Origin of the sequence: Flavobacterium cryoconiti (assembly GCF_048158645.1) — a bacterium.
Taxonomy (GTDB): Bacteria; Bacteroidota; Bacteroidia; order Flavobacteriales; family Flavobacteriaceae; genus Flavobacterium; species Flavobacterium cryoconiti.
In genome coordinates this window covers 137,744-152,708 of sequence record NZ_JBLNKW010000007.1, presented here as the reverse complement: position 1 = coordinate 152,708, position 14,965 = coordinate 137,744, and the positions used below count along the sequence as shown (strand labels likewise).

Genomic DNA, 14,965 nt, shown 5'->3' with positions numbered 1-14,965 from the left:
AATTTTATTAAATATTAAAAATTTATTTCACTAATGGGAAATTATCCACAAAATAAAGGGTATTACGATAAAAATGATACTCAACACGGCTATAGTCCGTATAAGTCAAAGTATTACGAACAAAAAAATAATAATAATAATCAAAAGCGTGCTGTAGTTAAGCATTCAGGTGCAAAAACTACAACTTATCACCCAAAAACGGGTCCAAATGCAAGTGTTGAACAACATTTAACAACGGGTTGGAGATTGTCGAAAGGTGAATTGATAGCAATAAAATGTGTAACCACTGCAAAATCTGTTCTATCAGAAAAGGGTTGGTTTGGTTCTGTCGCTTGTACAATGACTAATACTAAAACTGGTGTTGTTGCTTTTCATTGGGGTACAATGGAGAAAAAAAGCGGTAAGGTTGTTATTGATACAATGGCTTTTGTTGTCAATCCAAAGGCTAAAAATGGAGGTTATGCGGGAACATTCTTAAGAAGTTAAGATGTTTAGAATTATATTAAAACTCTTACCCCTTATTATACACGAGGGGTTTGATATATTTCTTGAAATAAGCAAGGAAAGAAGAGAAAAAAAAGAAAAGGAACTTTTAAAAAATAAAGACAATGAATAAGTTAAAAGGAATTGTTTCCGTAATTGGGTTAATTGTTAAATACTCAGCTGTAGTAATGGCAATTATTAAAGGTATCGAGGTTGTATCTCAGGAATTAGAAAAGATTGACTTTTCAGAAAAAAAGGAGATAGATGGTTAATGCTGCTTTAAAACTGATAAAAGATTCTGAATCTTTGGTGTTAACGCCTTATAGAGACCAAGGCAAGGGCGTTGTTACTATTGGTTATGGTAATACCTTTTATGAGGATGGAACTCATGTAAAAATGACTGATAAGCCACTTACAAAAGCAAGGGCGGAACAACTTTTTACAAATATTTCTAACGCTTTTGAAAGAGACGTAAAAAAGGAAATTACTTCCTCAGTTAATTCTAATCAATTGGGTGCTTTGACTAGTTTAGCCTATAATATTGGAATGGGTAATTTTAGGGGGTCAACTATTTTAAAAGTAGTTAACAAAAATCCTAATGACCCTATTATTTCTGACCTATTTAATTCTTGGAACAAATCAGGAAGTAAAATTTTAAATGGTTTAGTGATTCGTAGAAAAAAAGAATATGCGTTGTATAAAAGGCCTTGTTTAAATCTTACTTTATTTATCCCCGCAATACTTTTTTTTTATTCTGTGTTAGCCGTTACACTCTAAAAAACGGTCGTTTAATTAAAAAATAATTCTAAAAAATAAATAAGATGTTACAAAAAATTCAAGATTTCTACACTGCGCATAAAAACGCAGTTCATATTGGTGTTGTTGTTATTGCAAGCTTGTTGGCTTACAAAATCTTTAAAAAGAAATAGTGCCTTTCCTTTTACCTCTCCTTGCTTTGTGGCGGGAAATGAAAATTGTTCAATTAGTCGGTTTTCTATTTTTATTGTTAATCGTTTCAAAATTATTTAAAAATGCAGAGAAAAGTTAATAACGGCGGTGAATCTCCTTTTTTGCAAATAATATCTAAATACTGGTTTGTTATTTTGGCACTTCTACTGGGAGTGCCTTATTTAGTAAAATATTATAAAGATGCTATTCAAGCTGGGAAAGCTGATACGGTCGCAAATGAACAAAAAGATTTAGCACTTGCGAATCAAAATCCTACAACTTTAGTAGCTGAGTTAAACAAGGTTACAATTAATCCATTTTACCACAATTTAGCTAAAAACGTTTCTATAGCTTTCGGAACTGATGTTCTGGTAAAAGATGCACCTTGGTATACTGGTATACTCTATCCTATGTCTGCTTTTGAAAATGATGAGGATGCCTATAATCAATTAAAATTATTGAAAAATTCAGGTCAGGTCAGTACGGTTTCAAAGTGTTATTATATTTTAACTCGTAATGATTTTGTTTATGATGTTAAGAAAAATTTAGATTCTCAGTACTTAAAAAAATTACCACTCTTTAAATAGGAATTATGAACACTATAGAAAATAATAATTACATACAATATCTAACGCTTTCAAGGATAATAAAGACTAAAAGCGTTACTTTTGTAAACAATGGTACTACTACAACATTTGTTGTAAATGGAATAAATGAAGAGTTTTTTATACTTTCTGTTTTTCAGAATAATTTAAAAGTAAGTGGTGTCGGGTTTGAGAATTTTGATAATACTGATATGCTATCGGTTATTAATGATAATTTCATGGATGTTGATTTGATTTCTGATTCATCGTTTTTGACTCCGTTACAGTCTGTAACTATGTCGTATAATAACGAATATGTTAAAAATCAAAAAAATCCAAAACCTGATTTAGTCTTAAGAGATAACGAATATTTGTATTTTAAAGCGTATTTAGACTTTAAATTCCCTAATAATCCTTATGAGATACAACCGTTTATGAGGAATTCAACTGGTATATCTTTAGATCCTTATAAGTTGTATTTTTGTAAAAACTCAGGATATTATGATACACTTATAAGAACGGATTATTTAAATTCAGATTCTTTAATATTGAATGATTCGCATTATTTGTTTACATCTTCTTTTACTCAATTAGGAAATCAATCCGTATTTCAAGGTTATGTAGCTGTATTTGAAAATAATATTAATCCTTTGCCTGTTGGCGGGGGGGGAGCTTTAGAGTAATGGCTAATAATACCCCCACCCCTTACAGTTGTTGGGTTTTTCATAAGGATAAAACAAGGCATCCCATTAGTTATGAGTTTATGAAGTCTATTTATTACTTGCATAAGCTTTTAGAGAAAGAGGGTTTTGATTATCATTACATAAACATTTATAACAGAAAAACGGGTCAGTATATTGGTAGACAATATTTTGATAAATTTATAATAGACAAACCTTTGTATTAAGTTACAAAGGTTTTTTTTATTTTTGTTAATTATTAATTCTCTGTAGGAATATTTATAAACATAAGTTAAATTTTGGCATTATCTTTGGAAACAATTTATAAATCATTAACCTACAAAAAAATAAACTACTATGAAAAAAATTACATTATTGCTTTTTATGTTTACCGCTTTTTCTTATGCTCAGGATAAACCAAACGGAACTACATTAGAAGAGTATAATTATATGACTAAAGGTTATAAAATACAAATATCTTCTGGTTTAGATGTTAAAAAAGGTTATGTTATTAATGATTTGGTTCGTCGTGATACTGGTCAGTATGTTTTTGATTTTAAAACATTTCATAGGTCAAAGAATGGTACTTTAGCGGGTATTATTTTGGTTGCTACATCAAAAGTTTGGTCTAATGTTTATTATTTAGCTATTCCAGTTGATAATGATGTTTTGTTTGATGATTTTAATTCTAAAGTTGAGTTATGGGATGAGGCTATGACTACTTCATATTCTAATGTTTCCAGTCGTTTAATGTCTGCACTATTTAATTTTAACTGGGAAAATGATAGAAAAAAATTAAAAAAATAAATAATAAATGAACCCCAATAAAACGGGGTTTTTTTATTTCCTAATAAAATGTTGATAAAGTTGTTAACAAGTTGTTGGACGTACTGCATTGCATACTATAAATTATAGTGCAAATTATTATATTGTAAATAAGGTAATTTATGGTTTATTCAAATCAAAAAAAAAAACGAACAATATCATTACTGTTTACTGTTCGTTTCTTTTAAAATTAAAAAATCTAATCAAGTTAAACTACTGCGTCTACAATTATGCTAGCCTTTTTAATTACACTCTTTTTTGATGATTTATAAGTGCTATAACCGTAATACGTTACAACTGATAAACAAATCAAAGGTAAAATAAAGGAGAAATTTACTTCAGGAATATAACCAAATAATTTAATATCAGCAAACCCAGAACCTCCTAAGTCCAAAATACTTCCTTGTATAACAGGCATCAATGCGCCACCAACGATAGCCATAACTAAACCAGCAGATCCAATTTTTGCTTCATCTCCCATGTCTTTTAGTGCTATACCATAGATAGTTGGAAACATAATAGACATAAAAATAGAAATGCAGATTAGAGAAATTAATCCAGGCATGCCTTGTAATACAATTGCCCCAGCTGCACAAATTACTCCTCCAATACCAAATATCATTAATATTTTTGAAGGATTTACGGTTTTCATCAAGCCAGTTCCAATCCATCTGCCTAATAAAAATAAAATCATGGCAGTTATGTTGTAATATGTGGCAGTCAATTCTAATCCAAATGTTTTATTGATGTTATCTACATATTGAAAAATAAAGGTCCAGCACATAATTTGTGCGCCAACATAAAAAGCTTGAGCGATAACACCATGTTTATAATTCTTATTGGCAAATAACTTTTTGAAAGATTCAGAGATAGACATTTTATCTTCATGTGCCGTTTTAGGCATTTTTGTTAAAATAATAATAACTAAAATTATTAAGACAAAAATTCCTAATCCAATGTAAGGAATGCTAATAATACCTAAATCATTTTCTCTAATACTAGCTAACTCATTTGAATTTAAAGCTTTATAAGCTTCTTGTGTGTAGTCATCTGATTTTATTTCTTTAATTACTAAAAACTGAGCCATGACCAATCCAGTTATTGCTCCAATTGGGTTAAATGCTTGTGCTAAATTTAAACGTTGCGTTGCAGTTTCTTTATTGCCCAAGAATAAAATCAAAGGATTTGAAGTTGTTTCAAGGAAGGCTAAACCACAAGTAATTACCCATAGTGAAATAAGAAAGAAAGTATAACTTTGGTAATGTGCTGCTGGGTAGAATAAAAAAGCACCTGTTGCATATAATAAAAGTCCTAATATTATTCCGGATTTATAGCTGTATTTTCTAATGAATAATGCAGCCGGTAATGCCATAAAAAAGTATCCAAAATAGAAAGCAAATTGCACTAATGAGGCTTGTGTGTTTGAAAGTTCTGGCATCACTTTTTTGAAAGTAGAAACCATCGGGGTTGTTAAATCATTAGCAATTCCCCAAAGAGCAAATAATATGGTTATTATTATAAATTGAAAAACAAATTCTTTACTGACTACAGGGATTTTTTTGAATGGATTCATTGTTTGGTTTGTTTAATTTGTTAATTAAGAATAGCAGAAGATTCTTTGACTTTACAATCTGTTTGTTCAAAACCACATAAAAATTCCTCTATTTCCGATTGTGAAATTACGGGATTAGCACCTTCGTTTTGAGCTACAATTGCACCAACAGCACTGGCAAAATTAATAGCATATTGAGGATCTTCTCCATTGATTAACATTATGATTAAGGAAGCTAAAAAAGAATCTCCGGAACCCACGGTATCAACTACATTTACTTTGAATCCACAGTTATGATAAAAGGTATTATTACAATACAATACCGCTCCATGAGATCCTAAAGTAACACATACAGTATCAGTGTTGGTTTCCTTAGCAATGAATTTAATATTTTGCTCTAATGACTTTTTATTTGAATTTAAATCTTCGCAAATTTCATTTAACTCATCATCATTAAACTTAATGAAATCAGCTGCATGTAATAAATCCAAAACATTTTTCTTCGTATAATGTGGGACTCTTAAATTCACGTCAAATATTTTATATTTTGCAACAGCTAAAAGTTGTTCCAGCGTATTTCTGGAAACTGAATCTCTGGAAGATAAACTTCCATAGACAAAAAAATCTGCTTTTTCAACTATTGAAATATTCTCGCTTGAAGTTTCAATTTTATCCCATGCTGAAGGATAATTGATATCATATGAAGCATTTCCTTTTTCATTCAAAATAACGTTGACCAAACCTGTTGGGTAATTATCCTTTACTTGAATAGCATTGGTGTTAATACCTGAAAGACTTAAATAATCTATTAATTCTTTACCATTCGTATCGTTCCCTACTCCACTGATAACAGAAACCTCCCCTCCTAGCGAATTTAGTCTTGAAGCTACATTTAGTGGTGCTCCGCCAATTTTTTTGTGTTCCAGAAATACATCAAAAAGGATTTCTCCAAAACAAACACCGTTTAATTTCTTTTTCATTTTTTTTATTTTTTGTGTAAAACAATATATTTGGGTAATTAATTTTAGTATCGTTTAAGGATTAATGGTACCATTTATCGACCATTTTCCTCATGAATAGCAGGCTGCCTTTAGCAAGATCTTCCGAATTATATTTTGATGGTCTCCACAAGGATGTTGGGCCAACTAATGCTGTAATTTGGGAAGAAAAATTTTCAAGAACTAACGGACCTTGATAGTTAATTGCTGCTAAAGCTTTGAAAAAATCATCCCAATGAACGTTGCCTTCACCTGTCATACCGCGATCACTCTCCGTTATATGTACATGTTTCAACCGGTTTCCAGCACGAATGATTGGGTCGTAGAAATTCCTTTCTTCGATATTCATGTGAAAGGTATCCAGGTGCAATCCTATATTATTTGTCCCAATAGACTCAATCATATCCAAAACTTCATCTGCAGCTGTAAATACATAACTTTCGTATCGATTAATTGGTTCGGGAGCAATCGTGATGTTGCGCTTGTTAGCGTAATCAGCAACTTCCGTAAATACTTGTCGAATGATTATCTTTTCTTCTTTGGTACAAGAATTTCCGGTAAATGTTCCAATGGCGGAATGCAATACACCTCCTAAAAAATCACCTTCCATTTCAGCCACTTTATCAAGTGCCATTTTAATAAGGGTTACTGCTTGGTCTGGATATAAAGGAATATGACAATTCGTTGGTAAATTCAATGTACAACGTCCTAAAATACCATTGTCATCAAGTAGTTTTTTTGTTGTTTTAGCATCGAAATCCAATGAAGCCGGTAAAATAATTTCAAGCATATCGAAACCATATTCAGCTGTTTTTTCTATTGCAAAATGACCTCCTTCGGTACTCCATCCTGGGATAAATGATAAAATTGTTGTTCCAAAAATCGGCATGTTTATATAATTTAAAATTTATTTCTATTTTTACAGATTCCTATTTTTTAAAATAACCACCACTCTGTTTTCACTCCAATATAAGAACCCCAACTTTTTTGGTTCACTATATTGGCTTCTGGATTATCTCTATCTTTTTGTACTTATATTATCGGCTTTTTATATTAAGCGTCATTTTGAATATTATTTTCAAATGTATTATTTTTTTTTAATTTAAAATAAAAATAACTAACTTAATATTCAACTATAATATATTTAATCTTAATTTTATAATTTTTTTATAATTATTGATTAATTTGTTATGAATAATATATAACGTAATAATGACGTTTAATTAAAAAATAGAAGTGTATTATAACGAATATATTATTACAAATAAATCATTAGTTTTGTACCATTAAAGGTTGTGTAAACATTCTCTTTCAAATAACTAATTATATTCTTTATTATCTTATGATGCCTCAAATAATTCCTAATATATCTGTAGACTGCGTCGTTTTTGGGTTTGACGCAAATACAAAATCACTAAACGTATTATTAATAAAACGTTATTTAGAATCTAAAGAAAATAACGAACCTCTAGTTAACGATTATGTTCTAACGGGATATCATACATTTGAAAATGAAACCATAGATGAAACTGCTGCCAGAGTCTTGAAGGAGTTAACAGGACTTGATAATGTATATAAAAAACAATTTAAAGTTTTTGGAGACCCCAATCGGTTGATTAATGAAAAAGATGTTATTTGGGCCAAAAATGAAAATTTTAATCAACGGACGATAACCATAGCTTATTATTTTTTATTGAAAACGCAAGAGGTTACTTTAGAAAATAATCAACATAATCCGCAATGGTTTCCCGTAAATGATTTACCGGAATTAGGATTTGACCACAGGGATATTATCAATGAAGCATATGCTGATTTAAAAGAAAAAGCATTGTACAAGCCTATCATTTTTGAACTTTTACCGGATAAATTCACCTTCAAAGAATTACAGGACACGTATGAATCTATACTTGGAAATGGAATAGACAATCGGAATTTTAGGAGAAAACTGCTAACAAAGAAATACATTATTGAGCTTGATGAAAAACAAGTGGGAGTTTCAAAAAGACCTTCTCAACTTTTTATGTTTAGTAAAGATGTTTACCAAAAAATATATAAAGAAACGTACTTAATCAATATTTAGATTACAGTTTTTGATAAAGATAGATTGGGTTTAAAATATAATATTACTTAAGAAAGTGGTTCGATTGGCATCTTAAATATTTACCTTTGCAAAAAATTAAAAAAAGCAATTTAATGACCGGTAAATCAATCACAAAAACAAAATATATAAAATTAATTTTAATTTTAGGTTCATTAACAGCGCTCGGTCCATTTTCGATCGATATGTATTTACCTGGTTTTGCTGGAATCGCAAAGGATTTGAATACTTCGGTTGCCAATGTTTCTATGACATTATCCAGTTATTTCATTGGAATTTCCGCAGGACAATTACTTTATGGGCCATTATTAGATCGTTTTGGTAGAAAAAAACCTTTATTTATAGGATTGTTGGTTTATATTTTAGCATCATTAGGTTGTGTTTTTGTAACTGACATTGATACTTTTATTGGATTACGCTTTATACAGGCTATTGGCAGTTGTGCAGCGACCGTAGCTTCAGTTTCTATGGTTCGGGATTTATTTCCTGTGAAAGATATTCCTAAAGTTTTTTCTTTATTGATGTTAGTTGTTGGGCTTTCGCCAATGCTAGCACCTACAATTGGAGGCTATATCACAGCTGATTATGGTTGGCACACTGTCTTTTTTATACTAATGTGTATGGGAATTTTGATTCTTTTAGCAGCTCAAATGGGCTTGCCAAATACATTTAAACCAGACACTTCAATTTCATTAAAACCAAAACCTATTATTACAAATTTCATTAGTATTGTAAAAGAGCCTCAGTTTTATACTTATGCTTTTACTGGAGCTATCGCTTTCTCAGGATTGTTTACTTATGTAGCTGCTTCTCCTATTTTATTTATGGATATTTTCAAAGTAGATGCTAAAACCTACGGTTGGATATTTGCATTTATGTCGTTAAGTTTTATAGGTGCTAGTCAGCTTAATTCATTATTATTAAGGAAATTCACAAGTGAGAAAATGATTTATGGTGCATTAATTACACAATCAATTGTTAGTGTTTTATTCCTTATTTTGGCAATAAATAGCCTTTTAGGAATATATGAAACCATTGCTATGCTATTCTTATTCTTAGGCTGTTTAGGAATCTCAAATCCCAATACCGCAGGACTTACTCTTGCTCCTTTCTCAAGAAATGCTGGAAGTGCTTCGGCTTTAATGGGCGCTATTCAGTTAGGACTGGGAGCTTTGGCATCTTTTGCAGTTGGTGTTTTTGTAAAAGACTCTATGTTGCCTATGGTGGTGATTATGACCGTTACCACAATTTTGGCTTTAATCATTTTGATTTTTGGAAAACGAACCATAAAAAGAACTATTGCAACTTCTCATGACGAAGGAATTGCAATAGTTCATTAATTTTTGGATTTAATTTATTCTTGTTTTGCTTCTGATTTTACTTTTTTATCAGGTCTGATAATCATACGTAAAGATTGATCTTTTGCAAAATAAGCAATCATCCAATTGAAGAATGTTTTTATTCTGTTGCGATACGTTATCAATGAAATTAGGTGAATGAATAGCCATATTACCCAGGCAAAAAATCCTTTGAAATGCATTTTTGGTTTAGGTAAATCAACTACAGCCTTATTTTTTCCAATAATAGCCATTGATCCTTTATCGTTATACTTAAAGGGTTTTAATGCCTTACTCTGGTTCATTAACTTGAAGTTATTTGCCAAATTTATTCCTTGTTGAATAGCAACTTGAGCCACTTGCGGATGCCCATTAGGAAAATCTACATCTGTTAGTTGAATACACGTATCTCCTATAGCGAAGATGTTTTCAGTGCCATTAACTTTATTAAAAGCATCGGTGGCCATTCTTTTTCCGCGACCATAACTTTCAGTAGGAATTCCTTCGAAAACTTTTGCTGAAACTCCAGCAGCCCAAATTAAATTTTTGGTTTGAATTGTTTCCCCATTTCCAAAATATACCGTATCATCAATATAATCCACAACTGTAGTATTTAATTTTACTACAACGCCTAATTTTGTCAGCGCTTCAAGTGTATCTTCCTGTGAAGCTTTACTCATTGGAGACAATACAGCATTGGCTCCGTCAACAAGATAGATATTACTTGCTGTAGTACTTAATTCAGGATATTCTTTCAGTAAAATATTTTTACGCATCTCAGCAAACATACCTGAAACTTCAACACCTGTAGGGCCACCACCGGCAACAACAATAGTTAAGAGTTTTCTGCGTTCGCGAATGTCTTTGCAAATCGCAGCTTTTTCTAAATTTTTCAACAATGTATTACGCATTACAATGGCGTCATTCAGCGTTTTCATTGGAATGGCATTTTTCTTTACATTTTCCATTCCAAAATAACTGGTTTCAGCACCTGTAGCAAAAACTAAGTAATCGTATTTTAATTCTCCATTGTTGAGAATAATTTTATTTTCTGAAGGATTTACTTTTAATAAATTTCCTAAACGGAATTGTAGATTTTTTTTACCAGAGAAAAATTTTCGGAAAGGGTAACTAATGCTTGAGGGTTCTAAAAAAGCGGTAGCAACCTGATATATTAATGGTGGAAAGAAATTATAATTGTTTTTGTCAACGAGCGTTACATTGATTCCTTTTTCATTTACTAATTCTTTAGCAAGATTTAATCCGGCAAATCCTCCTCCGATGATAACAATTTCCATATAATAATTTTGATATAGTTTTATAAAAAATAATTGTTATAAAATTACAAAAATTATAGAGGAGACTCGAATAATTAGTATTAAAAAAGGGTTAAAAAAACAGCGATTTCACTAGTGTTTTCGGGCTTTTTTTACTTTATTCTCAACGAAAACGATAGCGTTGAAAAAGCTTGATAGTGTCTATTTTGTTTTTGTTAAGCAGAAGTATTCTTTTTTATTTAAATGCAAAATTTTCTATGTACCATAAAATTAAAGGGCATATAATAATTCATTTCCTCAATCAATTTTTGTTAGTTTTTTCTTTTTTAAATTGGGTTGAGAGATTAAGATCTAAAAGGTTTTTCCAGTTTTGAATATGAATTTTCACAAAAAAACCATTGCATTACTTTTTAAAGTAATTACAATGGTTTTGTAAATTGTATTATAGAAAAGATTTTTTACTTCTTTTTAAGTTTTTTAACGGGCTTTTCCAAAGGTTCATTTTTGTTTTGCAACAAATAATTAGCCAATAATTTTTCAATTAATTCATCCTTAGTCAAATGATGAAAAACTGTTTTTATTTTGGTTTTAAGTTCCGCATCAACATCATGATTGGGCTTGGTTTTGAAAATTTGTTTGGCCCATAACAACGTGTTATTTTCTTCGATGCTGGCAACAGTTGGTTTTTTGAACTGGGTAAATTTAATTCCTAATTCTTTTTCAAAATCAGCAATTTCTATTACTTCCTCTGGTTGTAAAACCGTTAGAGAAAGTCCCTTTGCTCCTGCTCTAGCTGTTCTTCCACTACGATGAACGTATGCTTCATAAACATCCGGTAAATGATAATTGACTACATAAGAGATTTCCTTTACGTCAATTCCTCTTGCTGCTAAATCGGTAGCTACTAATATATTGATATGTCCTTCACGGAATTGCTCCATAATTCTGTCCCGAATCCCTTGTGATAAACTTCCGTGTAATGCTCCTGATGAAAATCTATTGATGGCTAAGTTTTTAGCTAATTTATTGACAGCGGCTTTCGTTTTACAAAAAATAATTCCGCGTTCTCCTTCTTTAGTATTTAAGAAATGCATCAATACATCAAGTTTCTCAATTGGATCCACCACAATATATTCATGGTCAATTCCTTGATTCCCTATAGTTTCCATATTAGCACTAACTTGAACTACGTTTTTGTTTAAGTAGTTTTGAATTAGTTGCTTTATAGTCCCTGGCATGGTTGCCGAGAATAAAAAAGTATAGTGATTTTTAGGTAACTCAGCTACAATTTCGTCTAAGCCTTCTTTTAATATCGTAACCATTTCATCGGCTTCATCAAGTACGAGGAATCTGGTTTCTTTTAAGTTTATTGCTTTACGTTGAATTAAATCAATTAAACGTCCAGGTGTTGCTACAACAATATGTGTAGGCAATGAAAGTCGTTCTATTTGTGGTTTGATTGGAATTCCTCCGCAAGTTGCTGCAATAGAAACTTCGGGTAGGAATTTAGCAAAAGATTCTAAATTCTTGAAGATTTGTTGTCCCAATTCTCTTGTTGGTACAAGAATTACTACTTGTATTACAGATAAATTGGTATCTATTAATTGTAAAATGGGTAATCCAAATGCTGCTGTTTTTCCAGTACCCGTTTTGGCAAGTCCAACCAGATCCGTTGTATTTGATAAAAGCAACGGAATTGTTTTTTGTTGAATTTCTGTTGGTACAGTAAATTTCAATTCATTTATTGCTTTTAATATGGGCGCTGAAATTCCTAAATCAGAGAATTGCTTTGGCATTTTTTTTGGATTTTATAATTTTATAAAAAAGTTGTTTTGTAAACGGTAATTTTAGCCCCGATGGAAACGACATCCTGTTGTGGCGGGGTTCGCCACAACAGATATAGTGTACAGCGGGATTAGCTCCTTGAAAAGAAAATATTAATCTTCATCAGGTTCGTTCATGATTTTCTCACGATATTTTTTTCCCGTTAACAATACCAGTTTTAATTTGTAATCATCAACAAGCCACTCGCGGTAATTTTTACTACATTGACTCAAACATTTAGAATACCGTTTGATGCGACAATCGATATCATCATCTAACAGTTTCCCTAATGCTTTAGCTTCTTGCAAAGTCTCTGAATTATCAACACACATGGCTGCGTGCTGGTCCAACGATTTTTCAAGCACTTCTTTTGAGCGTAAATTTTGTTTAATGATGAGTTTATGTTCTTCATCGACATCAAAAGTTACTACTTCTGTTTTGCTGAATTTTGCGCGTACATCAGGTGGCATATTGTATTTGAAATACAATTCAATTTCCGTATCATCACGCAAATTTTCCAAGTAAAACTCAGGTGATTTAAAGATATGTTGCCAGTTTACCGGCTCACTCCATAGTCCAAATCGTGCTGCATTATTTCCTAAATCGATAACGTTAAAAGTATCTTTATTAGGCAGTTTTCTAGAACCACGACCAATCATTTGATAGTATAATGTCAACGATTTTGTCGCTCTATTTAAAATTATAGTTTCTACAGTAGGCTCATCAAAACCTGTGGTTAGAATTCCAACGGATGTTAAAATAGCATCCGGTGTATGTTTAAACCAATGTAAAATATCTTTTCTTTCTTCGTTATTACTGGTATTGTCCAAGTGACGAATCGCATAACCGGCTTCTCTAAAAGTTTCATAAACATATAAAGAGGTATTGATACCATTATTGAAAATCAAGGTTTTCTTGCCTAAAGATTTCTCTGTATAAGCATGCAGTAATTTTTCCTGCATCGCCATATTCGTGTATAAATCATCCGATGATTTAACGGTATAATCACCATTGATACCTACTTTTAATGAGGTCAAACCTACATCATAGCTATAGGTTACTGCTTTGGCCAAAAAACCATTTGCAATCAAAGAACTAATAGTGTCTCCTACGATTAATTCATCGTAGCTTTCATGCATTGGTAATTTAATATTGGAACTTAAAGGCGTTGCGGTAACTCCTAATATAAATGCATTTTTGAATGAGCTTAATAATTTTCTGAATGAATTGTAATGCGCCTCATCGATGATTACTAATCCTACATTATCTAAATGTAATTTTTCGTCATTGATTCGGTTTTTCAAAGTTTCTACCATGGCAACAAAACAAGAATAATCGTTTTGATCCGGAAGTTCTTTTACTTTACTGTTGATGATTTTGTTTTTCACATCAAAACCCTTCAACATTTTTGAAGTTTGCTTACACAACTCAATTCGATGTGTTAAAACAACCACTTTTTTATCATGTTGAGATAAATAACGACGTACGATTTCTGAAAACACTACTGTTTTTCCACCACCAGTAGGCAATTGGTATAACAAATGATGTTGTGGCGGTGCATTATCTATGCGTTCAAATATGGCGTCAATATCGCCTTTTTGATATGCATAAAGTTCTTTTTTGTCTTCGATTTCTATTTCTAAAGTGTTTTGGGACATTGCTTATTGTTGGATTTTTGCAAAAATACGCCTAAAAAACAGTTTAATTGTCAATTTTAATTAAAAAAAAAACGATTGATTAAATAAAATTGAATTATGCAGCATCCTTAGTATTCAAATCGTTCTATGACTACATTGAATTCGGGTTCATTGTACCATTTTTGCTTAATAGTTTCATTATGAATAGCTATTATTCTTGTTTTGAAATCATTAAGAATTCCATTGGCAATCATGAAAATGACTGCTTGTTCAAAAGAATTGAACATACTTTTGAAAAATAAGTCTTGTTTAATAATATGCTCCGAGGAGAATGTTTGTGCAATTTCAATATTGTAAAGCATTACATCAGCAATGATAAAGGGATCTACTCCCAAAAGCGTAAAATGTTTGATATATTTTTGGGCAACGGAACGCCTCATTTTTGGTTTGCTTCGTCTTCCTGCCTTTTTTAAAGGGTAATATTCATTTGAAATTTTGAGTTTGCATTCCTGCAAAAGTGTTTCTTCCTTTGGATTGAAAACAAAATTATAATAGACTTTTACGGAACTAAATTTCTCGTACAATTCGATAATCTGTTCTTCGAGTTGCTCTTTATTAAGTTCAGCTAAGTATTTTTTTAAATCGCGTTTGCTCATTATCAAAGTTTAAGAATACAAAAGTAAATTACTTTAGTAATGAATACATCCAAAATCAATGATAAT

Annotated in this window: 15 protein-coding genes; 8 read left to right on the top strand and 7 right to left on the bottom strand. The window is 31.1% G+C overall.

Annotation, left to right across the window (positions count from 1 at the left end; all coding sequences use genetic code 11):
* Positions 1-33: 33 nt before the first annotated feature.
* From ACM55H_RS11625 to ACM55H_RS11600, 6 genes are all read left to right on the top strand, one after another.
* Entirely contained in the window at positions 34-486 is a 453-nt protein-coding gene (locus tag ACM55H_RS11625; RefSeq protein WP_416836644.1) for a hypothetical protein, read from the top strand.
* A 122-nt stretch (positions 487-608) separates the two neighbouring features.
* Positions 609-755 carry a hypothetical protein gene (locus ACM55H_RS11620; protein ID WP_416836643.1) on the top strand — a complete coding sequence of 49 codons (147 nt, stop codon included), beginning with the start codon at positions 609-611 and terminating at the stop codon, positions 753-755.
* Positions 748-1,260 (top strand): lysozyme, encoded by a 513-nt coding sequence (locus tag ACM55H_RS11615; protein ID WP_416836642.1) that lies wholly within the window; start codon positions 748-750, stop codon positions 1,258-1,260. Before ACM55H_RS11620 ends, ACM55H_RS11615 begins: the two co-directional genes overlap by 8 nt.
* 254 nt (positions 1,261-1,514) lie before the next feature.
* Entirely contained in the window at positions 1,515-2,018 is a 504-nt protein-coding gene (locus tag ACM55H_RS11610) for a hypothetical protein (protein WP_416836641.1), read from the top strand.
* Positions 2,019-2,023: 5 nt separating this feature from the next.
* Positions 2,024-2,698 (top strand): hypothetical protein, encoded by a 675-nt coding sequence (locus ACM55H_RS11605; protein ID WP_416836640.1) that lies wholly within the window; start codon positions 2,024-2,026, stop codon positions 2,696-2,698.
* Positions 2,699-3,052: 354 nt separating this feature from the next.
* On the top strand, positions 3,053-3,502 hold the full coding sequence (locus ACM55H_RS11600; RefSeq protein ID WP_416836639.1) for a hypothetical protein: 450 nt from the start codon (positions 3,053-3,055) through the stop codon (positions 3,500-3,502).
* A gap of 226 nt (positions 3,503-3,728) precedes the next feature.
* On the opposite strand, the gene fucP is transcribed toward ACM55H_RS11600, so the two are convergent.
* From fucP to ACM55H_RS11585, 3 genes are all read right to left on the bottom strand, one after another.
* Entirely contained in the window at positions 3,729-5,093 is a 1,365-nt protein-coding gene (fucP, locus tag ACM55H_RS11595) for an L-fucose:H+ symporter permease (protein ID WP_416836638.1), read from the bottom strand.
* A gap of 20 nt (positions 5,094-5,113) precedes the next feature.
* Positions 5,114-6,052 carry a carbohydrate kinase family protein gene (locus ACM55H_RS11590; RefSeq protein ID WP_416836637.1) on the bottom strand — a complete coding sequence of 313 codons (939 nt, stop codon included), beginning with the start codon at positions 6,050-6,052 and terminating at the stop codon, positions 5,114-5,116.
* Between the two features lie 61 nt (positions 6,053-6,113).
* A complete protein-coding gene (locus ACM55H_RS11585) occupies positions 6,114-6,959 on the bottom strand; it encodes a sugar phosphate isomerase/epimerase family protein (protein WP_416836636.1) in 846 nt (281 codons plus the stop codon).
* Between the two features lie 453 nt (positions 6,960-7,412).
* Here ACM55H_RS11585 and ACM55H_RS11580 point away from each other — a divergent pair, with 453 nt between their 5' ends.
* Both ACM55H_RS11580 and ACM55H_RS11575 read left to right on the top strand, forming a co-directional pair.
* The gene (locus ACM55H_RS11580; protein ID WP_416836635.1) at positions 7,413-8,150 is read left to right on the top strand and encodes an NUDIX hydrolase; all 738 of its coding nucleotides are present in this window, start codon (positions 7,413-7,415) and stop codon (positions 8,148-8,150) included.
* Between the two features lie 128 nt (positions 8,151-8,278).
* Positions 8,279-9,508: a multidrug effflux MFS transporter gene (locus ACM55H_RS11575; RefSeq protein ID WP_416836744.1), complete on the top strand. Its 1,230-nt coding sequence runs from the start codon at positions 8,279-8,281 to the stop codon at positions 9,506-9,508.
* Between the two features lie 14 nt (positions 9,509-9,522).
* Here ACM55H_RS11575 and ACM55H_RS11570 read toward each other — a convergent pair whose 3' ends face one another.
* The 4 genes from ACM55H_RS11570 to ACM55H_RS11555 form a co-directional block, all read right to left on the bottom strand.
* Positions 9,523-10,803, bottom strand: coding sequence for an NAD(P)/FAD-dependent oxidoreductase (locus tag ACM55H_RS11570; protein ID WP_416836634.1), 1,281 nt, complete (start codon positions 10,801-10,803; stop codon positions 9,523-9,525).
* 437 nt (positions 10,804-11,240) lie between these two features.
* Positions 11,241-12,578: a DEAD/DEAH box helicase gene (locus ACM55H_RS11565; RefSeq protein WP_416836633.1), complete on the bottom strand. Its 1,338-nt coding sequence runs from the start codon at positions 12,576-12,578 to the stop codon at positions 11,241-11,243.
* A 141-nt stretch (positions 12,579-12,719) separates the two neighbouring features.
* Positions 12,720-14,264 carry a DEAD/DEAH box helicase gene (locus ACM55H_RS11560; RefSeq protein ID WP_416836632.1) on the bottom strand — a complete coding sequence of 515 codons (1,545 nt, stop codon included), beginning with the start codon at positions 14,262-14,264 and terminating at the stop codon, positions 12,720-12,722.
* Positions 14,265-14,371: 107 nt separating this feature from the next.
* Positions 14,372-14,899 (bottom strand): DUF6155 family protein, encoded by a 528-nt coding sequence (locus ACM55H_RS11555; RefSeq protein ID WP_416836631.1) that lies wholly within the window; start codon positions 14,897-14,899, stop codon positions 14,372-14,374.
* Positions 14,900-14,965 lie beyond the last annotated feature (66 nt).